16 protein-coding genes are annotated in these 20,697 nt (G+C 70.1%); 13 read left to right on the top strand and 3 right to left on the bottom strand.

Going from position 1 to position 20,697, the window contains the following annotated elements:
• Positions 1–56 precede the first annotated feature (56 nt).
• Positions 57–800, top strand: a complete 744-nt coding sequence (locus tag ACTMTJ_RS23790; RefSeq protein WP_441219915.1) for a hypothetical protein — start codon at positions 57–59, stop codon at positions 798–800.
• Here the strand turns inward: ACTMTJ_RS23790 and ACTMTJ_RS23785 are convergent.
• Positions 787–1,827 (bottom strand): LacI family DNA-binding transcriptional regulator, encoded by a 1,041-nt coding sequence (locus ACTMTJ_RS23785; RefSeq protein ID WP_441219914.1) that lies wholly within the window; start codon positions 1,825–1,827, stop codon positions 787–789. The two genes, ACTMTJ_RS23790 and ACTMTJ_RS23785, sit on opposite strands and share 14 nt — an antisense overlap.
• 210 nt (positions 1,828–2,037) lie before the next feature.
• Between ACTMTJ_RS23785 and ACTMTJ_RS23780 the strand changes: the two genes are divergently transcribed.
• The 5 genes from ACTMTJ_RS23780 to ACTMTJ_RS23760 all read left to right on the top strand — a co-directional run bounded on the left by ACTMTJ_RS23780 (position 2,038) and on the right by ACTMTJ_RS23760 (position 8,525).
• Positions 2,038–3,561 carry a sugar ABC transporter ATP-binding protein gene (locus ACTMTJ_RS23780; protein WP_441219913.1) on the top strand — a complete coding sequence of 508 codons (1,524 nt, stop codon included), beginning with the start codon at positions 2,038–2,040 and terminating at the stop codon, positions 3,559–3,561.
• Entirely contained in the window at positions 3,558–4,601 is a 1,044-nt protein-coding gene (locus ACTMTJ_RS23775; protein WP_441219912.1) for an ABC transporter permease, read from the top strand. The genes ACTMTJ_RS23780 and ACTMTJ_RS23775 overlap by 4 nt, the downstream gene beginning before the upstream one ends.
• A complete protein-coding gene (locus ACTMTJ_RS23770; RefSeq protein WP_441219911.1) occupies positions 4,594–5,580 on the top strand; it encodes an ABC transporter permease in 987 nt (328 codons plus the stop codon). Before ACTMTJ_RS23775 ends, ACTMTJ_RS23770 begins: the two co-directional genes overlap by 8 nt.
• A gap of 40 nt (positions 5,581–5,620) precedes the next feature.
• Positions 5,621–6,691: a rhamnose ABC transporter substrate-binding protein gene (gene rhaS, locus ACTMTJ_RS23765; RefSeq protein WP_441219910.1), complete on the top strand. Its 1,071-nt coding sequence runs from the start codon at positions 5,621–5,623 to the stop codon at positions 6,689–6,691.
• Positions 6,692–7,283: 592 nt separating this feature from the next.
• Complete coding sequence (locus tag ACTMTJ_RS23760) at positions 7,284–8,525, top strand: MFS transporter (protein WP_441219909.1); 1,242 nt, start codon at positions 7,284–7,286, stop codon at positions 8,523–8,525.
• Between the two features lie 110 nt (positions 8,526–8,635).
• Here the strand turns inward: ACTMTJ_RS23760 and pgi are convergent, their stop codons facing one another.
• Complete coding sequence (gene pgi, locus ACTMTJ_RS23755; RefSeq protein ID WP_441219908.1) at positions 8,636–10,282, bottom strand: glucose-6-phosphate isomerase; 1,647 nt, start codon at positions 10,280–10,282, stop codon at positions 8,636–8,638.
• Positions 10,283–10,379: 97 nt separating this feature from the next.
• On the opposite strand from pgi, the gene ACTMTJ_RS23750 reads away from it, so the two are divergent.
• On the top strand, positions 10,380–11,348 hold the full coding sequence (locus ACTMTJ_RS23750; RefSeq protein WP_441219907.1) for a TIGR03885 family FMN-dependent LLM class oxidoreductase: 969 nt from the start codon (positions 10,380–10,382) through the stop codon (positions 11,346–11,348).
• On the top strand, positions 11,345–13,015 hold the full coding sequence (locus ACTMTJ_RS23745) for an alpha-amylase family protein (RefSeq protein ID WP_441219906.1): 1,671 nt from the start codon (positions 11,345–11,347) through the stop codon (positions 13,013–13,015). The genes ACTMTJ_RS23750 and ACTMTJ_RS23745 overlap by 4 nt, the downstream gene beginning before the upstream one ends.
• Positions 13,016–13,033: 18 nt before the next feature.
• On the opposite strand, the gene ACTMTJ_RS23740 is transcribed toward ACTMTJ_RS23745, so the two are convergent.
• Positions 13,034–14,218 (bottom strand): hypothetical protein, encoded by a 1,185-nt coding sequence (locus ACTMTJ_RS23740; RefSeq protein ID WP_441219905.1) that lies wholly within the window; start codon positions 14,216–14,218, stop codon positions 13,034–13,036.
• A 177-nt stretch (positions 14,219–14,395) separates the two neighbouring features.
• Between ACTMTJ_RS23740 and ACTMTJ_RS23735 the strand changes: the two genes are divergently transcribed.
• From ACTMTJ_RS23735 to ACTMTJ_RS23715, 5 genes are all read left to right on the top strand, one after another.
• Positions 14,396–15,664 carry a cytochrome P450 gene (locus tag ACTMTJ_RS23735; protein ID WP_441219904.1) on the top strand — a complete coding sequence of 423 codons (1,269 nt, stop codon included), beginning with the start codon at positions 14,396–14,398 and terminating at the stop codon, positions 15,662–15,664.
• A 151-nt stretch (positions 15,665–15,815) separates the two neighbouring features.
• Positions 15,816–16,223, top strand: a complete 408-nt coding sequence (locus ACTMTJ_RS23730; RefSeq protein WP_441219903.1) for a helix-turn-helix transcriptional regulator — start codon at positions 15,816–15,818, stop codon at positions 16,221–16,223.
• A gap of 277 nt (positions 16,224–16,500) precedes the next feature.
• Complete coding sequence (locus tag ACTMTJ_RS23725) at positions 16,501–19,092, top strand: sensor histidine kinase (RefSeq protein ID WP_441219902.1); 2,592 nt, start codon at positions 16,501–16,503, stop codon at positions 19,090–19,092.
• A complete protein-coding gene (locus ACTMTJ_RS23720; protein WP_441219901.1) occupies positions 19,089–19,493 on the top strand; it encodes a roadblock/LC7 domain-containing protein in 405 nt (134 codons plus the stop codon). Before ACTMTJ_RS23725 ends, ACTMTJ_RS23720 begins: the two co-directional genes overlap by 4 nt.
• 23 nt (positions 19,494–19,516) lie before the next feature.
• Entirely contained in the window at positions 19,517–20,692 is a 1,176-nt protein-coding gene (locus ACTMTJ_RS23715) for an ABC transporter substrate-binding protein (protein WP_441219900.1), read from the top strand.
• Positions 20,693–20,697: the final 5 nt, after the last annotated feature.

The raw sequence follows: 20,697 nt of genomic DNA, 5'->3' as shown, positions 1-20,697 counted from the left end.
ACCCCATCTACCCTGGTAAGCCCGGACGAAGTGGATGCATCCTAAATGGAACCTCGATGAATACCTACCTAGTCGGCACGCTCTGGTTGGTGGGCGTATCCGCCGCCGCTCTCGCCGTTGTCGCGCTGCTGCGCCGCTGGCGGCGTGACTCGAAACCGCTCGTCGACATCAACGTGCTGAGCGCGGTCTTCTCGCTCGCCGGCATGCTCTTCGCGATCGTCGCCGCGTTCGTGTTCATCGACGTGTGGAGCGGTGCCGACGAGGCCCGCGACGCCACGTACGCGGAGGCGGAGGCGGCGCAGCTCGTGGCCTGGTCGGTCAACGGGATGCCGGAGCCGGACCGTGCCGAGATGACCAGGCTCACCCGTGACTACCTGCGCGAGGTGGTCGACCGGGAGTGGCCGCGGCTCGCCGAGGCGAGCGCCGAGGAGCACCCCCGCGGCTGGCAGCTGGTGCAGGACATGCACGACCTCGCCAGCCGCAACGGCGAGGAGGCCGAAGACGCGCCGGCCGCCGTGGAGTCGCTGTTACAGGCCCGCCAGGAGCGGCTCGCCCTGGCCGAGTCGCGGATCGGCGACGCGACCTGGTTCGCCTTGCTGGCCGGAGCGGTGCTGGCCGGGCTGCCGATGTTCTTCTTCCCGTTCGACCGGGCGCTGCCACAGCTCGCCCTCACCGCCACGGTGGCCAGCATGATCACGTTGCTGCTCTTCACGATCCAGCAGATCGAGCGCCCGTTCGCGCAGGGGCGCGTGCCCTCCACAGCGTACGAGGAGACGCTGACCCGGATCACTCCGCCGTGACGATCCGCTGGCTCGACTCGCGTACGACGAGCTCGGGCTCGAAGACGACCTGTTGGTGCTGGTGGGTTTCGGGCTGGTTGGCCTCGTCGAGCAGGAGACCGGCGGCGGTCTGTCCGAGGCGTTGGCGTGGTTGGCGGACGGAGGAGAGGGGCACGGCCGCGGCGGCGGCGAAGTCGATGTCGTCGTAGCCGACCAGGGCGATGTCGTCGGGTACCCGGATTTGTTGGCGGGTGAGTACCTGGAGGACGCCGAGGGCGAGCAGGTCGTTGGCGCAGAAGACGGCGGTGGCCCGGGAGTTCTTGGGCTGGCCGAGGATGCGGGCCGCGGCGTCGCGTCCGGCGGCGACGGTGAGGGCGGGTGTGTCGTACCGGCGCAGGTGCTCGTCTTCGTCGAGTCCCGCGTCTTTGAGGGCTTGCAGCGCTCCGTCGTAGCGGTCGCGGACCTGCTCGAGGCGGTGTGGCCCGCCGACGAAGGCGATCCGGCGGTGGCCGCTCTCCACCAGGTGTCGCATCGCCAGCTCGCCACCGAGCCGGTCGTCCACCGACACCGAGCACAGATCCTTCTCGGTGGAGCGGCGGTCGAGGAGCACGACCCGCACGCCGCGGTCGCGGAGCTGGTGGAGGCGTTGGCTGGCGTCGTCGATGGGGGTGATGAGGACGCCTTGGACGCGTTGTTCTTCGAGGAGGTCGAGGTAGGCGTTTTCTTTGGTGAGGTCGCCGTCGCTGTTGCAGAAGATGACGGCCATGCCGGCGGCGCCGGTGGTGTCTTCGACGCCTTTGGCGACGTCGGTGAAGAAGGGGTTGGCGACGTCGAGGACGACCAGGCCGAGGGTGCGGCCGCGGCCGCGGCGCAGTTGGCGGGCGGCGTCGTTGGGCACGAAGCCCAGCTCGCTGATCGCCGCCAGCACGCGGGCGCGCGTCGCGTTGGCCACGATGTCGGGGCGGTTGAGCACGTTGGAGACGGTGCCAACGGAGACTCCAGCGTGGTTGGCCACGTCTCGGATGCTGACCAGCGGGATCTCCGACACCGTCACTCTCCCTCGCGTCAGCCTAACTGAATCGTGTCAAGAATGCCTCAGGATAGCGGCCTCCGGGAAAGCCCTTACCTGCCTAACGATTCGGTAACCGGCTTGAAACCCTTGACCGACCCCGAAACGAGCCCTTAACGTCTACCCCACAAGTTCATGAAACGTTTCACAAAATCCGGTCATCTTGACCTGATGCCGGGGAGGCGTGTCGTGCCCGAACGTCCCGATCACCCTGCGGCGCTGCTCACCCTGTCCGGGGTGCGCAAGTCGTTCGGCGCCGTCCACGCGTTGGCGGACGGTCAGCTGGAGTTGCGTGCGGGTGAGGTGCACGCTCTGGTAGGTGAAAACGGGGCGGGCAAGTCCACGCTGGTGAAGGTCCTGGCCGGTGTGCACGCCCCGGACGAGGGTGGCATGACGCTGGACGGCCAGCCGTTGTCGCTGAGCGGCCCGGCCGATGCCCGCGCGGCGGGGATCGCGGTGATCTACCAGGAGCCGACGCTGTTCCCGGACTTGTCGGTGGCGGAAAACATCTTCATGGGCCGTCAGCCGCTGCGCGGCCTGCGCCGGATCGACGCCGCCGCGATGCGGGAGCGCACGGTGGAGTTGTTCGCCCGGCTCGGTGTGCGGATGGACCCGGACCGTCCGGCCCGCGGTCTTTCGATCGCCGACCAGCAGCTGGTCGAGATCGCCAAAGCGCTGTCGTTCGACGCCCGCGTGCTGGTGATGGACGAGCCGACCGCCGCGCTGTCCGGCGTCGAGGTGGAGCGCCTGTTCGCGGTGGTCCGATCGCTGCGCGAGGCGGGCGCCGCGGTGCTGTTCATCTCGCACCGTTTCGACGAGGTGTTCGCCCTGTGCGAGCGGGTGACGGTGATGCGGGACGGCCGCTGGGTCTCCACCGACCCGACGGCCGACCTGACCGTCGGGCAGGTGGTCCGGCGGATGGTCGGCCGGGAGGTTTCCCAGCTGTATCCCAAGCAGGACACCGACGCCGGCGACGTGGTGCTGGAGGTCCGCGGGCTGACCCGGGCGGGTGTCTTCGACGGCGTCAGCTTCGATGTCCGGGCGGGGGAGATCGTCGCGCTGGCCGGCCTGGTCGGCGCCGGCCGCAGCGAGGTGGTCCGCGCCGTTTTCGGAGTCGACCGCTACGACTCCGGCGAGGTGGTCGTCGCCGGCCAGCACCTGCCACGCGGCAAACCGGCCGCCGCGATGGCCGCCGGCCTCGCCCTGGTGCCGGAAGACCGCCGCCAGCAGGGCCTGGTGATGGAGCTGTCCATCGAGCGCAACGCCACCCTGACCCGCCGTTGGTCGCTTTCCCGCCTCGGCCTGCTCGGCCCACGCACCGAGCGGGAGGCCGCGCACAAGTGGACCCAGCGGCTTCAGGTCAAGGCCGGCCACCTGTCCGACCCGGTGTCCACATTGTCCGGTGGCAACCAGCAGAAGGTCGTCCTCGCCAAATGGCTGTCCACCCAGCCGAAGGTGCTGATCGTCGACGAGCCGACCCGCGGCATCGACGTGGGCACGAAAGCGGAGGTGCACCGGCTGATGTCGCAGCTCGCCGCCGAGGGTGTGGCGGTGTTGATGGTCTCCAGCGAGCTGCCCGAGGTGTTGGGGATGGCGGATCGAGTGCTGGTCATGCACGAGGGCCGTCTGGTCGAGCAGATCGCCCGCGAGCGGGCCGACGAGGAGTCGGTGATGCTGGCAGCCACGGGACAGAGCCAGGGTGGTGCGGCGTGACGGCGGCGACACGTGCGGCCGCGCCCCCGCCGACGAGAGCCCGCGGTGACGTGCGTGGGGCACGCCGCCTGTTCGTGGTCCGCGAGCTGGGTATCGGCCTGGCGCTGGTGTTGCTGATCGCGGTGACCACGATCTACAACCCGCGCTTCCTCAACGCCCAGTCCCGCAAGGACCTGATGCTCGGCGCCACCATCCTGGTCGTTCTGGCGGTCGGGCAGGCGATGGTGGTGATCACCCGCAACGTCGACCTGTCCGTCGGCTCGGTCCTCGGCCTGTCCGCTTTCGCCACGGGCAAGCTGTTTCTGGCGATGCCGGACGCGCCGATCGTCCTGGCGATCCTCGCCGGCGTGGGCCTGGGCCTGTTGTGCGGGATCGTCAACGGCGCCCTGATCGCTATCGCCCGGGTCCCGGCCCTGGTGGTCACGTTGGGCACCCTCTACGTCTTCCGGGGGATCGACTACTCGTGGGCGGCCGGGCAGCAGATCAACGCCGCGGACATGCCATCCGGGTTCAAACGGATGGGCACACAGACCCTGCTCGGCGTTCCGGTCCTGGCGTTGTTCGCGATCGCCGTGCTGCTGATCGCCGGCTTCTACCTGCGCTCGTACCGGTCCGGGCGGGAGATGTACGCCATCGGCTCCGACCCGGCCGCCGCCCGGCTGTCCGGGATCCCGGTCGGCTGGCGGGTCTTCACCGCGATGGCCGTCTCCGGCGCCTTGGCCGGCCTGGCCGGAGTGCTCTACGCGGCAAGGTTCGGCACGTTGGACGCCGCGGCCGGTAACGGCATCGAGCTCAACGTCGTCGCCGCCGTCGTGGTCGGCGGGGTGGCCATCTTCGGCGGCAGCGGCTCGGTCTACGGCGCCGCGTTGGGTGCGCTGCTACTGAGCACGATCGGGTCCGCCCTGCCGGTGCTGCGCATCGACCCGTTCTGGCAGCAGGCGGTCGTCGGTGCCCTCATCCTGGCCGCGATCGGACTCGACCGGGCGCTGACCGCGCGGATAGCGCAACGACTGCGGGGAAGGAGGGCCCGCGGTGCTTAGACGACTGGGCAGCTGGGACGTGCTCGTCATCGTCGTCCTCGCGATCGTCGTGGTCGTATCGGCGGCCACAGTGGACGGTTTCGCCAGCTCGCGGTTCTGGGGCTTCCTGCTCCTGGACGTCGTCCCGATCGCGCTCATCGCGCTGCCGATGACCTACGTGATCATCACCGGCGAGATCGACCTCTCCGTGGCCAGCGTCCTCGGCTTGTCCAGCGCGGTCATGGGCCAGCTGTGGGCCGCCGGTGTCCCCCTTCCGCTTATCCTGCCGCTCATCCTGCTGCTCGGTGTCGTGTGCGGGGCGCTCAACGGGTTGTTCGTCACCGGTTTCGGCCTCCCGTCGCTGGCGGTCACGATCGGCACCCTGGCCCTCTACAGAGGACTCGCCTACGTCGTGCTCGGCGACAAAGCGGTCGCGGACTTCCCGTTCTCCTGGACCGGCAACATGATCGAAGCCCTCCCCGGGACCACCGTCCCCTGGGTCGCCCTCGTCGTGCTCGGCCTCGCCGTCGTGTTCGGCGTGATCCTGCACGCCACCCCGATCGGGCGGGCCCTGTTCGCCATGGGCAACAACGACCAGGCGGCCACCTTCTCCGGGATCTCGGTGGCGAAGACCAAGTTCTGGCTGTTCGTCCTCACCGCCACCGTCGCCGCGCTGGCCGGGTTCTTCTGGACCATGCGCTACGCGTCCGCCCGCGCCGACAACGGCGCCGGACTCGAACTGTCCGTCGTCGCCGCGGTCCTGCTCGGCGGGGTCTCCATCTTCGGCGGCCGCGGCACCCTGATCGGCGTGATGGCCGGCGTGCTGCTGCTCATCACCCTGCGCAACGCGCTCCAGCTCGCCGACGTGCCGGCCGACACTCTCACCATCGTCACCGGCGCGCTACTCATCGTCTCCGTCGTCGGACCCAACGCGGCCAGCATGATCCGCGCTCGGCTGCGGCGCCGACGACCAGCCGTATCCCCCGCCGCCGGCGGTTAGGGCCGAGCCCTGTTTCTGATATGTCGAGGAAGGACAAGCCATGAGAGGTATGCGGACCCGACGCATGCGCCTAGGGGCTTCCGCCGTCGCGCTGTCGGCGCTGATGCTGAGCGCGGTGGCCTGCGCCAGCGACGACGGCGACACACCGGCCGCCGGCGGTAACGCCAGTGCGGGTGCGTCCGGAAAGATAAAGGAAGGTCTGAGCGTCGCCTTCCTGCCCAAGCAGGTCAACAACCCGTACTTCACCGTCTCGGACGGCGGTGGAAAGGCCGCGGTCGAGGAGTTCAAGGGCGAGTACAAGGAGGTCGGCCCTTCCGAGGCCAGTGCCTCTTCCCAGGTCTCCTACATCAACACGTTGACCCAGCAGGGCTCCGACGTGATCGCGATCTCGGCCAACGACCCGAACGCGATCTGCGGCGCGGTCAACCAGGCCCGGCAGGGTGGTGCGAAGGTCGTCACGTTCGACTCGGACACCAACAAGGACTGCCGTGACCTGTTCGTCAACCAGGTGACCGCGCAGGGCATCGCGGAAAACCAGGTCAAGCTCATCTCCGACCAGATCGGTGGGGCGGGGAAGATCGCGATCCTGTCCGCGACGGCGAACGCGACCAACCAGAACGCCTGGATCGAGCTGATGAAGACCGAGCTGAAGAAGCCCGAGTACTCGAAGATCGAGCTGGTCACCACGGTGTACGGCGATGACCAGGATCAGAAGTCGTTCCAGGAGACCCAGGGTCTGCTGTCGTCCTACCCCGACCTGAAGGGCATCATCTCGCCCACCACCGTCGGCGTCGCGGCGGCCGCCCGCTACCTGTCCGGCTCGCAGTACAAGGGCAAGGTCGCGCTGACCGGCCTCGGTACGCCCAACCAGATGCGCGAGTTCGTCAAGGACGGCACGGTCAAGAACTTCGCCCTGTGGAGCCCGGCCGACCTGGGCTACCTGGCCGCCTACGCCGGCGCCGCCCTCGCCTCCGGCATGATCACCGGCAAGGAAGGCGAGAAGTTCACCGCCGGCAAGCTCGGCGAGTACACCATCGGCGCCGACGGCGTTGTCGTGCTCGGCCCGCCCACCGTCTTCGACGCCTCCAACATCGACCAGTTCAACTTCTAGAGGATGAGACTCCTCCGGTGCCGGCGAGGCCATGTGCGGGGCAGCGCCGGCACCGGAGGGCTTTGTTTCGGGCCGGTGCGAGTGCGCCGCGGCCTCGAAACCAAGATTCAAAACGAGATCTGGGCTACCGCGATGTCCGTCGTGGTCCGGACCGCTGCTCCCGCGGCCTCACCCTTCGCGACTGGTCACGCTCACCCCTTGCGGGGTGACGATTTGTCCACCATGTCCGTTGCCAGGCCGGTGGCGAGGGTGGCCAGCGTCCCGACCCTGGGCTGGTAACGCTGTGTCACAACCGGTGCGGCGGCAGCCGCAACGACCCTCGGACACCCCTTCCGACACGGTCCCGCCCCGCGGGCTTGCGGCGCGGACCTGGCAGCGGGGGTCGGGGAACTCGGCGAGCGCCAGCTCGCCGCCGACCCGCGCGGTCTCCGGCGGGAGCAGCGGTCCGCGCTGACGCGGGACCCGGGCAACTCAAGCTTGCGACACACCACGACGGCGGCCGTCGTCCGAGGTAACGGGCGAAATATTGGCCCAATTGGATTGGCCAGGATTGGCGCTTCAGTGAGCCAATCGCCGGTCTTACGTTGATCTCATGTCTCGGTTCTTCCCGCCCGCCGGCTCACCCCGCACCCTGGCGCTCGCCCAGATGGCCAACTCGCTCGGCGACGGCGCGTTCTACGCCTGCTCGGCGCTCTTCTTCACCCGCGTGGTCGGGCTTTCCGCGACCCAGGTCGGCGTCGCGCTCACCCTCGCCTGGGCCACCGGCATGCTGGCCGGCGTGCCGCTCGGGTACGTCGCCGACCGGTTCGGCCCGCGCCGCACCGCCGTGGTGCTCGCCGTCGTCACCGCGGGCACGCTGACGAGCTTCCTGGCGGTCCGCTCGTTTCCGCTCTTCCTGCTCGTCGCCTGCCTGTACGCGTGCTGCCAGGGCGGCCTCACCTCGGCCCGCGGCGCGTTGCTGGCGGGTCTCGTGGAGGCTGGCGAGCGCACCAGGGTGCGGGCGCACCTCCAGTCGACGCTCAACGCCGGCCTCGCCGTCGGCGCCGGGCTGGGCGGCCTGGCCCTGACGTTCGACACCCGCGGTGCCTACCTGGCGGTCTTCGCGATGGACGCCGTGAGCTTCCTCGCCGCCGCGCTCGTGCTGCGCCGGCTCCCCGAGGTGCCGCCCGCGCCGGTCGCTCCGGACGCCGGGCCGCGACTGGCCGTGCTGCGCGACCGGCCATACGCGGTGATCACGCTGCTCAACGCGGTCATGTACCTCAACATGCCGCTGCTCAGCCTCGGCCTTCCACTGTGGATCGTAGAGCGCACCGACGCGCCCAAAGCGATGGCCGCCGGCCTCCTGATCGTCAACATGCTGAGCGTGGTGCTCTTCCAGGTGCGGGTGGCGCAGCGGGTGACGAGTCTGCGCATCGCCGCCCGGATCACCGGCCGGGCCGGCTGGGTGCTGCTCGCCGCCTGCGGCGTGTACGCCCTCTCCGCCGGCCGCATCGGCGCCTTGGCGACGGTGGTGGTGCTGCTCATCGCCGCGGCGGTGCAGGTGCTCGGCGAGATGATGCAGGGCGCGGCCGCCTGGGAGCTCGGGTTCGGGCTGGCGCCGGCCGACAAGCAGGGGCAGTACCAGGGATTCTTCGGCATGGGCCCGCAGATCGCCCGCATGCTCGGGCCGGTCGTGATGACCACGCTGCTGATCGGCTGGGGCACGCCCGGCTGGCTGGTGCTGGGCGGCCTCTTCCTCGCCGCCGGCCTCGGGATGGCGCCGGCGCTCCGGTGGGCGGAACGCGGCCGGACGCGCGCCGCCGGAACGCTGACGCCGGTGCTGGTAACCGCCTAGTGCGGTGGCCACAAACCTTCAACGGGTGAGCGGTGGCCTTCGGCCGCCGCTCACCCGGTCCGGCGAAGCCGGCCAACGTTTGTGGCCACCGCACTAGCGACCAATCCCGGCTACCGGCCGCGTAGCTCGCGGTACTTGGCGACGAGGTGGGCCGTCGACGCGTCGAGGCCGGGCACGTCCGCGCCTTCGGTGAGCGCCGGCTCGACCCGCTTGGCGAGCACCTTGCCCAGCTCGACACCCCACTGGTCGAACGAGTCGATGTCCCAGATCGCGCCCTGCACGAAGACCTTGTGCTCGTACAGCGCGACGAGCTGCCCGAGCACCGACGGCGACAGCTCGGTGGCGAGGATCGTGGTCGTCGGGTGGTTGCCGGGGAACGTGCGGTGCGGCACCTGCTCCTCGGCCACCCCCTCGGCGCGTACCTCCTCGGCGGTCTTGCCGAACGCGAGCGCCTGCCCCTGCGCGAAGAGGTTGGCCATCAGCAGGTCGTGCTGTGCGGCCAGCCGCGGGCCGAGCTCGGCGACCGGACGGGCGAAGCCGATCAGGTCGGCCGGGATCGTCTTCGTGCCCTGGTGCAGCAGCTGGTAGTAGGCGTGCTGGCCGTTGGTGCCGGGCGTGCCCCACACCACCGGGCCGGTCTGCCAGGCCACCGGCTGGCCTTGCCGGTCGACGTACTTGCCGTTGGACTCCATGTCGAGCTGCTGAAGGTACGCCGCGAACTTCGACATGTAGTGGCTGTAAGGCAGGACCGCGTGCGACTGGGCGTCGAAGAACGCGCCGTACCAGACGCCGAGCAGGCCGAGCACCATCGGCGCGTTGGCCTCCGGCGGCGCGTTGCGGAAGTGCTCGTCGACGAGGTGGAAGCCGTCGAGCATCTCGCGGAAGCGCTCCGGTCCGATCGCGATCATCAAGGAGAGGCCGATCGCCGAGTCGTACGAGTAGCGGCCGCCCACCCAGTCCCAGAACTCGAACATGTTTTCGGTGTCGATGCCGAAGTCGGCCACCTCGGACGCGTTGGTCGAGAGGGCCACGAAGTGCTTGGCGACGGCGGTCTTGTCGCCGCCCAGCCCGTCGACGAGCCACTCGCGCGCGGAGGTGGCGTTGGTGATGGTCTCGATCGTCGTGAAAGTCTTCGAGGCCACGATGAACAGCGTCTCGGCCGGATCGAGGTCGCGGGTGGCCTCGTGCAGGTCGGCACCGTCGACATTGGACACGAAGCGGAAGTCGAGCGCCCGCGCGGTGTACGGGCGGAGCGCCTCGTAGGCCATCGCCGGCCCGAGGTCGGAGCCGCCGATGCCGATGTTGACGACCGTGCGGATGCGCTTGCCGGTCGCACCGGTCCAGGCGCCGGAGCGGACCGAGTCGGCGAAGCGGGCCATCTTGTCCAGGACGGCGTGCACGGCCGGCACGACGTTTTCGCCGTCGACCTCGATCACCGCGTCGCGCGGCGCGCGCAGCGCGGTGTGCAGCACGGCACGACGCTCGGTGACGTTGATCTTCTCGCCCCGGAACATCGCGTCGCGAAGCCCGGCGACGTCCCGCGCCGCGGCCAGGTCGCGGAGCAGCCCCAGCGTCTCGTCGGTGACCAGGTGCTTCGAGTAGTCGAGGAAGAGGTCACCGACCCGCACGGTGAGCCGGTCGGCGCGCCCCGGGTCGACCCCGAACAGCTCCCGCAGGTGCGTCCCGCCCAGCTCCGCGCGGTGCTTGGCCAGCGCGGCCCACTCGGGTAGCTCGTTGAGGCGGACTGTGTCAGGCATCGCTCACTCCCGGCTTTTCGGTACGGACCCACCCGACCTTAGCCGCCACCGATGAACGACCGGTGTAAGACGGCGCGGATAAGGGCACGTTGTGCTCATGACCCTCTACGGCTTCCACGCCTCGCACGAGCAGATCGACCCCGGAAGCCTGCTCGCCGCGGCCGTTCGGGCCGAGCGGGCCGGCTTCGACGCGGCGATGTCCTCCGACCATTTCTCGCCGTGGAGCGAGCGCCAGGGCGAGTCCGGCTTCGCCTGGTCGTGGCTGGGCGCCGCGCTCCAGGCCACGCGGCTGCCCTTCGGCGTCGTGACCGCACCCGGCCAGCGCTACCACCCGGCGATCATCGCCCAGGCCATCGGCACGCTGGCGTCGATGTATCCGGGACGCTTCTGGGCCGCGCTCGGCACCGGCGAGTACAGCAACGAACACATCACCGGCGAGGCCTGGCCCCGCAAAGAGGTCCGCAACGCCCGCCTGCGCGAGTGCGTCGACGTGATCCGGGCGCTGCTGGCCGGCGCCGAGGTGACCCACGACGGCCTTGTCACGGTCGACCGGGCGAAGCTGTGGACCCGGCCCACCGAGACACCCGCCCTGGTCGGCGCCGCGGTCAGCGTCGAGACCGCGCGATGGTGCGCGGAGTGGGCCGACGGGCTCATCACCGTCGGCGCGCCGCACGAGCATCTGCGCCGCATGATCGACGCGTACCGCGAGGCGGGTGGCCGCGGACCGTTGCGCCTTCAGGTGCACATCAGCTACGCGGCCGACGAGGACGAGGCGTTGCGGATCGCGCACGACCAGTGGCGTACCAACGTCTTCGCGCCGCCGGTCTGCTGGGACCTGGAGCTCGTCGAGCACTTCGAGGAGGCGGCCAAACACGTGCCACCGGAGGCCATGCACGACGTGGTGCGGATCTCCGCGGACCCGGCGCGCCACGCGGCCTGGCTCCAGGAGTACGCGGACCTCGGGTTCGACGAGATCATGGTGCACCACGTGGGGCAGGAGCAGGACGAGTTCCTGGAGGTGTTCGGCGGCAAGGTGCTGCCGCAGCTGCGTGGAGGTGTGTCATGAGGATGAGCCACGCCGCCGACCTGTGGTGGAAGAACGCGGTCATCTACTGCCTCGACGTCGAGACGTTCTTCGACGGCGACGGTGACGGGTGCGGCGACTTCAACGGCCTCGCACAGCGGGTCGGCTACCTCGACGAGATGGGCGTGACGTGCATCTGGCTCATGCCCTTCTACCCGACGCCGGACCGCGACGACGGCTACGACATCACCGACTTCTACGGCGTCGACCCGCGCCTCGGCACGAACGGCGAGCTCGTCGAGTTTCTCCGGGTCGCCCGAGACCGGGGCATCCGCGTGATCGCCGACCTCGTCGTCAACCACACCTCCGACAAGCACCCGTGGTTTCAGAGCGCGCGGTCCAGCCCTGACTCGCCGCACCGCGACTGGTACGTGTGGCGCGACGAGCCGCCCGCCGACGGCCCAAAGGGCGTCGTCTTCCCTGACCAGGAGAAGAGCCTCTGGGAGTACGACGAGAAGGCCGGCCAGTACTACCTGCACCGCTTCTACAAGCACCAGCCGGATCTCAACGTCGCGAACCCCGCCGTGCGCGACGAGATCGCCCGCGTGCTCGGCTACTGGCTCCACTTGGGACTGTCCGGCTTCCGGGTGGACGCGGTGCCGTTCCTGCTGGAGACCGGGGGAGCGCTAGACGCGGAGGACCTGCCCGACCCGCACGAGTACCTGCGCGACCTGCGCGCCTTCCTGAACCGGCGCAACGGCGAGGCGGTAATCCTCGGCGAGGTCAACCTGCCGTACCCGGACACGATGCGCTTCTTCGGCGACGAAGACGGCGACGAGCTCACGATGTGCTTCGACTTCATCGGCATGCAGCGGCTGTACCTGTCGCTGGCCCGTGGAAAGGCCGCCCCGCTCGCCGAGGCGCTCCGCGAACGGCCGGAGCAGCCGAAGGACACGCACTGGGCGACGTTCGTCCGCAACCACGACGAGCTGACGCTCGACAAGCTGAGCGAGGAGGAGCGGCAGGAGGTCTTCGAGGCGTTCGGCCCGGAGAAGCGGATGCAGCTCTACGACCGCGGCCTGCGCCGCCGCCTACCCTCCATGTTGGACGGTGACATGGACCGCATCCGCCTCGTGTACAGCCTCCTCTTCTCGATGCCCGGCACGCCGGTGCTCTTCTACGGCGAGGAGATCGGCATGGCCGAGGAGTTGAGCGTGGAGGGGCGCAACGCCGTGCGTACCCCGATGCAGTGGTCCGACGACGACAACGGCGGCTTCTCGACGGCCGATCCGGAAAAGCTTCCCGCGCCGATGGTGCAAGGCGAGTTCGGCCCGGAGAAGGTGAACGTGGTGTCCCAGCTGCGCGACCCGGACTCGCTGCTGTCCTGGATGAAGCTGCTGATCCGCCGCTACCGGCAGTGCCCGGAGCTGGCCTGGGGCCGATACGAGGTGCTGGAGCACGACGCCGAATCGGTGCTGGCCCACCGCGCCGACCAGGACGGCGGCACGGTGGTGGCGGCGCACAACTTCGCGGACGAGCCGGTCGACGTGACGCTGCGCCTCGACCGCCTCGAGCCCGGCGACCGCCTCGTCGACCTGCTCAGCGACGGCACCACACCCGTCGAGGACGGCGAGGTGCGGCTCAGCCTCGGCCGCTACGGCTGCCGCTGGCTGCGCGTCGTCAAGCCCGGCGAGGTCTTCGTGCCCTAGGCCCTGTTTCGACAGGGCCTAGCGCGGTGCGGGGAGCCCTTCGCAGAGGCGGGTGGGGATGTCGAGCCCCGCGGGGCAGCCCGCCTCGCGGGTGGCGGTCCGCACCTGCCAGCCGGTCTCGAAGCGCAGGAACCACCGCTGCACCCGGGGCTCGGCCGCGCAGCCGGGGCGTTGGCCTTCGACCGGGCCACACTCGCCGGCGGTCTCGTTCACGCTGACGATGAGCCAGGTCTGGTCGCAGTGCTCGAAGTTGTAGGAGCTGTGCTTCGGCACGTCCATGCCGCCTCGGACCACGTCGAGCCAGCCTTGTGCGCAGTGGTCGGCCGGTGGGGTGGCGCAGCCGAAGGCACCCGTGCAGCGCCGGTAGCCGGTCGTGGTGCGACCCCAGGCGATGCTGTCGCTGTTGAGCACGATCTCGCGGTCGCCGAGCGGCGCCTTGGTGGTGAGCGTGACGGTCGCCGGGATCTTGGTCAGGCAGGCGTTCGGCTCCCGCACCTCGTACACCACGTTGGCGTGCACCGCGCCCTTGACCGACTCGTCGAGGTAGGTGACCTTCCGGTCGCGCGAGCACTCCGGCACGAGCACGTCGATCAGCAGGGTCCGGTCGTTCTTGCCCATGCGCAGCCCGGTGACCTCGGCCGCGTAGCTGACCCAGCGCGGCGGCTCCGTCGGCGTCCGCATCTCGACACCTGGCTCGCGTTTCGCCCCGGCCCGCGCCATCGCCCGCTGCCCGTAGTCGGCGGCGAGCGTCATGTCGTCGACGACGAGTACCGCGACGAAGTAGTCGCCGGTCGTGCCGATGTAGTAGGCGGCGCTGTCGTGGCTGATCAGCACGGTGTCCCGGTAGCCGAGGTCCGTCGCGGCGACGCGGTACGCGTCCGGGCACTGGGCGATCGCCTCGCGCACCGCGGTCAGCGCCCAGAGCTGGCCGCGGGCGACGTACTCGAACACCTTGTGGCGCCCGGCCTGAAAGGCGACCGTGCGGGACTCGACCGGCGGCCCGGACGGCAGCGGCTCGCACGGCGCCGGCGGCAGCGGGTGTGTGCTCTGGTCGGGCGCCGCGGAGATGGCGGAGCCGCCGTCGATGTCGTCCGGCTGGAGCATCACCCCGTCGGGTATGCCCCCCGCCGCCGTCGTGCCCCCGCACGCCGCGGTGCCGAGGAGCAGGAGCGCGGCCACCGCGGCCAACCAACGCCGCGTCACACATGTACCTTATGCCAGGGTGTCAATCGCGCTATTAGTCGCCCGCACAAACGGCGCTCATGTGCATTACGCAACTTGCATCTATTGAGACGCGGTGAACCCGGAATTGCGTATCAGGAATGGCTATTGACTAACGCCTCCGTCGTATCGCACGGTAGAAGTCCCGAGGAGGCAGGCATGGAGCTCAGGCCGTTCTCTGGCTCGTATCTCACCGACCCCGCCGCTATTTGGCGGGATCTGCTCGACGGGCCCGAGCGGGTACATTTCGCCGACGATCTCGGCCTCTGGCTGATCACCAAACACGCAGACGTGCGCAACGCGCTGGGCGACAGTGAAGCATTCAGTAACGCGTTGACCTTAATGCCCATTTATGACATGTGTCCGGAGGCGCTGGCGATCGTCATGGAGATCGACGCGCCGCCGACCACCGCGGCGGCCGACGCGCCGACGCATACGCGCACTCGCCGCGCGCTGCGGGCGACGTTCCCCAACACCGCGGCACGCGTCAACGAGCACTACGGCGCGATCGTGCGCCGGCGCGTCGACGAGCTGGTGTCCCGCCTTGTCGCCCGGCGGGGCACCGTCGTCGATCTCGTTCCCGAGTTCGCGGCCGAGCTGCCCCTGCTCGTCATCGTCGACCTCCTCGGGGTGCCACCCGAGGACGTACCGGCGATCAAGAGCTGGTCCGACGGGCAGATCGCGCTGGTGTGGGGGCAGCCCGAGCCGGCCGAGCAGGTGCGCCTGGCGCAGGGCCTGCTCGACTTCTGGCGCTACTGCCAAAAGCTCGTGACCCTCCGCCTCCAAGACGGCGACTCGGGCGAAGACTTCATCAGCCGGGCGCTGCGCTACCGCGGTGGCGACGACGAGGTGCTGACCGAAAACGAGGTCGCCAGCTTCGCGTTCAACCTGCTGGTGGCGGGGCACGAGACCACGTCCGGCCTGATCGCGCACAGCCTCGACAACGCGCTTTCGGTGCCCACCCGGTGGGAGCGGCTGGTGGAAAACCCGGCCGGCGTGCAGGCGTTCGTCGAGGAGACGCTGCGCTTTGGCCCGGCGATCGACGGCTGGCTGCGGGTTACCACGCGTGACGTCGCCATCGGCGAAACCACGATCCCGGCGGGCTCGCGGTGCCTACTGCTGCTCGGCGCCGCCAACCGCGACTCGTCGACCTTCGCGCACCCCGACGTCTTCGACCCGCACCGCGCCGACGTCCGCGACCACCTGTCGTTCGGTTACGGACCGCATTTCTGCATCGGCGCCGCACTGGCCCGGCTGGAGGCGCAGGTGGCGCTCACCCAGCTGACCGCCGCGGTTCCGGGCCTGCGGCTGGCGCCCGAGCACATCAGTTCCTTCAAGCCAAATGTGGGTTTCCGGGCGCACAACGCATTGCCGGTCCTCGTTGACACCTTCGCCCAGCTGGACGACGCCACTCAGCGGGCGGCTTGATCGACGATTACTATCCGAGTCGATCTTTTGGAGTGGGTTTCCACGGCTCGGCCGGCCCGTCAGAATGGGAGCGGCGGGTTTTTCCGATAGGCCGGGTTGACTCGAAGGTGAGCACATGGACCGTGCGCCATCCGATGCTGCCCCTGATCCCATGGCCAGTCGCCGGTTTCGGCGGGAGCTGCGGCGTTGGCGCACCCGTAACGGGCTGACCCAGCGCGCGCTCGCCGACCGCGTCCGCTTCAGCCGGGAGACCGTTGCCGCGGTCGAGTCCGGCCGGCGCTACGGCAGCCTCGAGCTCGCCGTGCGCTGCGACGAGGTGCTCGGCACCGGCGGGTTGCTCGCCTCCCTCTGGCCAGACGTGGCCCGCGAGCAGATCGCCGCCGACGGCCGGCGCGGGCCGCGCGAGCGGCCGGCGCCCCGCCCCCGCACGCCGGCCGACGACATCGTCGCGATGATCGTCGACAACGGAGCCATGCTCGGCCCCACGGAGGTCGTCGTCGAGATCGACGACCTGCGTTCGGTCATCGACCGCGCCCTGAGCCGGAGCCGGCGCCGCTGACCTGCCAACTGCCGGTTGCCGGTGGAGCGGGTGGATCAGGCTTTGCTACGGAGAGTGGTTGATCCTCTCCGGGCGGTACAGATGCAGGTACCAGTTTTTCGTACCTCGGGCAACCCTGTTTGTCGCACCACGTGTGCGATCGGATGGGAATTGCTACCTGCAACGTGCACATGGAACTGTGCCGACCACCCGTGGGAGTGAAATCTTGGCGTCCGGGAAGAATGCCCATGCGGCCCGACCGGGCCCTCGGCAGCGGGGCTGGAAGATCGCCTCTCGCATGCGCATCATCGTTGCCGCGCCCCTTGTCGCTGTCGTCGGCTTCGCCGGCCTGGCGCTAGCGGGCAGCGTCCAGCAAGCCGAGCGGGCCAGTGACCTCGGTGTCCTCGCGCGCCTTGGCGCCGACGCGGGCGCCCTGGCTTACCAGTTGCAGCGTGAGCGGGTCTCCGCGGCCGATCTTCTGGCCACCGGGGGCACCCGCCAGGAGGACGCGTACGCGAAGCAGACGGCGGAGACGGACAAGGCGGTCGCCGAGTACCGGCGGCAGCGGGCCCTCGTGCCGTCCGTGCCGTCGAGCACCGCGGCCGTCCTTCAGCGGATCGACGGATCCATCGACGACCTTGGACCGCTGCGGGCGCAGGTGCGCACCGCGGCGAACGCCTCGGTCTCCGCAATGACCTTCAGCTACCGCATCATCGTCGCGGACCTGCTGGCCTACCGCGAGGCGACCGCGCAGGGCGTCGAGTCGGCGGAGATCGCCGACCAGATCCGTGCGTCGTCAGCGCTCTCCAAGGCCGGCGAGGCCGTGGGGCAGCAGCAGGTCGCGGTCATGCGCGCCCTCGCCGCCGGGCAGCTGACGCCCGCGATGCAGCAGGACATCACCGCCTCGCGTACCGGCTTCACCGAAAACAGCCTCGCCTTCCTCAGCCTCGCCAGCCCCGAGTGGCGGGTCTGGTGGGAGCAGGCGGGCAGCGGCCAGGAGATCGTCGGGCTCCAGCGGCTACAGGACCAGGTCTCGCGCGCCGAGCCGGGCAGCAAGCTGCGGGTGCCTACCGCCGACTGGATCGCCGCGACCCAGTCCTGGGCCCGCCGGCTGTTCGAGGTGCAGCAGCGCGTCGACAGCGCCGTCTTCGACCGGATCGACGCGGCGCGGGTGGACGAGCGGCGCAACGCGATCCTCGAGGCGGCCGCGATGGCCGTGGCGCTCGCCCTCACCGTGCTCGTCACGTGGGCGGTCGCCCGCCAGATCACGCACCGCTTGCGGCGGTTGCGCGACGAGGCGAACGCGGTGGCCTTCGACGAGCTGCCCGCGATGGTCGAGGAGCTGCGCCGGCCCGACGCGTCCGTGCATCCCGAGATGCTGGCCGCGCAGGTCACCACGAGCATGGAGCGGGGCAGCGGCGACGAGATCGGCGAGGTGGGCGAGGCGTTCACCGCCGTGCACCGGGCGGCTGTCCGCACCGCCGCCGAGCAGGCCGTCATGCGGGCCAACACCGCGAAGATCTTCATCCACCTCAGCCGCCGCGAGCAGCGCCTGGTGGACTCGGTGCTGGCCCAGGTCGACCTCGTCGAACAGGACGAGACCGATCCCGAGCGGCTCCAGCGGCTGTACACATTGGACAACCTGGCCACCCGGATGGCGCGGATCAACGCCAGCCTTTTGGTGCTCGGTGGCGTCGGCGTCGGCCGCATGCGGCAGGACGACGTGCCGCTGTCGAAGATGTTGCAAGCCGCGCTCTCCCAGATCGAGCACTACGAGCGGGTGCGCCTCGGCGTGGTCGACACCGACGTCGCGGTCTCCCGGGACGCGGTCGACGAGGTCGTGCACCTGCTCGCCGAGCTGATGGACAACGCGACGACGTACGCCCCGCCGGAGAGCGAGACCTGGGTGACCGCCCGGAGCCTCGGCGACCGGGTCATCGTGCAGATCAGCGACGAGGGTGTCGGCTTGCCCAAGGAGCGGCTGGCCCAGCTCAACCACGTGCTCTCCCGGCCCCCGGCGATCGACGTCGCCGCCGTGCGGGCCATGGGTCTCGTCGTGGTCGGCCAGCTCGCCATCCGCCTCGGCGCGACGGTGGAGCTGCGTCCCGGCCCGCGGCTCGGCACGATCGCCGAGGTCGCGTTGCCGGGCAACCTGATCCGCCCGGTGCCCGAGGACCAGGAGCTGCCCAGCGCCGGCCACGCGCCGCTCTTCGGGAGCCCGATGGAGGCCGCCATCCGCATGGACGGCCCGATCCCGGTCAGCCCCGCGCCGGCCGGCATGCAGATCCCGCTGCCACGCACGCCGCACGCCGGGCCACTGCCCCCGGTCAACGGCGGCGGTCAGCAAGGCACCAACGGCGGTATCTACGGCGCGAACGGCGGACTACCGGCACGGCCGCCGGCCACACCGCCGCCCGCACCGCCGGAACCCCTCCCGATCCAGGGCCGTGCACCCGTGCGGGAGATCGACCAGACCCAGGAGCTGATCATCTTCGAGCAGGTCAACAGCTGGTTCCGGGCGGATCACGACCACGCGGTCAGGTTGGAGCAGAGCGAAGCGCCAGCCCAGCCCGCGCCCGCGCCGGTCGCCGAGTCCCCGGTCCCACCGGCCGTGGCCAACTGGAGCACGCCCGGTGACGACGGTTGGCGCGCGGCGTCTCAGCTCGAAACCCCGAAGGTGGCCGGCACCACCCGCACCGGCCTGCCGATCCGCAAGCCGCAGGCACACCTGATCCCCGGCGCGGTGCCGCCCAGCGGCGACCAGGGCCGGCCCGAGCAGCGCGACCCCGCGCAGGTCGCGTCCGCCATGTCCGCGTACGCCCGCGGTGTCGCGGGCCGCCGCCCCCTGGCCAACGCCACCAACAACGACGCGACAGGAGAGCCTTCGTGACCAACCAACGAGACCTCGGCTGGATGCTGGACAGCTTCGCCGAGCGCGCACCGGACGTGAGCCATGCCATCGCCATCTCGGCCGATGGGCTCATGGTGGCGGCCACGCGCGCACTGCCGCCGGACCGGGCCGACCAGCTCGCGGCCACCGGCAGCGGCCTCGTCAGCCTCCTGCGCGGCGCCGCCGCCTTTTTCGACGCGGGCGCGGTGATCTCCAACGTCACCCAGCTCGAGGGCGGCTTCATGTTCTCCATGGCCTTCAACGACGGCGCTTCGCTGCTCGTGCTGGCCACGCCCAACTGTGACGTCGGGAAGGTGTCGTACGAGATGACGGAACTGGCCAACCGCATCGGCGACGCGCTCACCCCGGCGGCTCGCTCCGCCCTTTCCCACTCCCGCTGAACCGACCCCCGGAGTACACCTCGATGCGTACCCACAAGATGACCGCCGCGCTGATTGCCCTCGGCCTGGCGGCGACCGGCGCGACAGCTTGCAGCAACGAGAGCGGTGCCGCCACCGGCTCGCTCAAGATCGGCTTGCTCGCTTCGCTGTCCGGCACGTACCAGGCGATCGGCACGGACATGCGCGACGGCTTCCAGCTCTACCTCAACATGCACGGCGGCAAGCTGGGCGGCCACCCGGTCGAGCTCGTCGTGGCCGACGAGGGCGACGGCGCGCCGACCGCGGTGCCCGCCGCCACCAAGCTCGTCAAGCAGGACAAGGTCGTCGCGCTCACCGGCGTCGTCGGCGGTGGCTCCGCGGCGGCGATCCAGCCGGTGCTGGCCCAGGCGAAGATCCCGTTCATCGGCGCCAACGCGCGGCCGAAGATCGACGACATCAGCCACACCTGGCACACCTCGTACCTCTCCCAGGAGACCGGCGCGGCCATCGCCCAGTACGTGCGCGACAACGTCAAGGGCAAGGTCTACGCGATCGGCCCCGACTACCAGGGCGGCTGGGACCAGCTCAAGGGCTTCACCGACGCGTACGCCAAGGCCGGCGGCGAGCTCGCCAACCCGGACGGCAAGGCGCGGTTCACGCCGTTCCCGGCGACGAAGAACTTCACCCCCTACTTCGCGCAGATCAAGGCCTCCGGCGCCTCGGCGGTCTACACGTTCTACGCGGGCGGGGCGGCGATCGACTTCGTCAAGCAGTACGCCCAGTCGGAGGTCAAGGACCTGCCCCTGTACGCGGCCGGCTTCCTGACCGAAGGCGGCGTGCTCAACGCGCAGGGTGACTCGGCCCGCAACGTCTTCTCGGTGCTCAACTACTCGCCCGACCTCGACAACGCGCAAAACCGCGAGTTCGTCGCCGCGTGGAAGGCCGACCACGACGGCCCGCCGACCACGTACGCGATGGCCTCGTTCGACGCGGCCGCGGTGCTGGACAAGGCGATCGGTGCGGCGGGCGCCAATCCGACCGCGGAGAGCATCAACAACGCGATCGCCGGGCTGGGCCAGATCGAGAGCCCGCGCGGCGCCTGGCAGTTCTCCAAGAAGACCCACTCGCCGGTGCAGAAGTGGTACCTGCGGCAGGTCCGCCCCGACGGCCGGGCATTGTCCAACACGGTCGTCGGCGACCTCGCGACCGTCGGCGAGTGAGTCCA

This window comes from Phytohabitans sp. LJ34 (assembly GCF_052068095.1).
Lineage (GTDB): Bacteria > Actinomycetota > Actinomycetes > Mycobacteriales > Micromonosporaceae > Phytohabitans.
This window is presented reverse-complemented; position numbering and strand designations above follow the sequence as displayed.

Bases quoted from the DNA above. Each gene is read 5' to 3' on its own strand.
- rhaS (WP_441219910.1), top strand. From the start codon at position 5,621: ATGAGAGGTATGCGGACCCGACGCATGCGCCTAGGGGCTTCCGCCGTC.
- ACTMTJ_RS23730 (WP_441219903.1), top strand. From the start codon at position 15,816: ATGGCCAGTCGCCGGTTTCGGCGGGAGCTGCGGCGTTGGCGCACCCGT.
- ACTMTJ_RS23725 (WP_441219902.1), top strand. From the start codon at position 16,501: ATGCGCATCATCGTTGCCGCGCCCCTTGTCGCTGTCGTCGGCTTCGCC.
- pgi (WP_441219908.1), bottom strand. From the start codon at position 10,282: ATGCCTGACACAGTCCGCCTCAACGAGCTACCCGAGTGGGCCGCGCTG.
- ACTMTJ_RS23790 (WP_441219915.1), top strand. From the start codon at position 57: ATGAATACCTACCTAGTCGGCACGCTCTGGTTGGTGGGCGTATCCGCC.
- ACTMTJ_RS23735 (WP_441219904.1), top strand. From the start codon at position 14,396: ATGGAGCTCAGGCCGTTCTCTGGCTCGTATCTCACCGACCCCGCCGCT.
- ACTMTJ_RS23715 (WP_441219900.1), top strand. From the start codon at position 19,517: ATGCGTACCCACAAGATGACCGCCGCGCTGATTGCCCTCGGCCTGGCG.
- ACTMTJ_RS23745 (WP_441219906.1), top strand. From the start codon at position 11,345: ATGAGGATGAGCCACGCCGCCGACCTGTGGTGGAAGAACGCGGTCATC.
- ACTMTJ_RS23760 (WP_441219909.1), top strand. From the start codon at position 7,284: ATGTCTCGGTTCTTCCCGCCCGCCGGCTCACCCCGCACCCTGGCGCTC.
- ACTMTJ_RS23750 (WP_441219907.1), top strand. From the start codon at position 10,380: ATGACCCTCTACGGCTTCCACGCCTCGCACGAGCAGATCGACCCCGGA.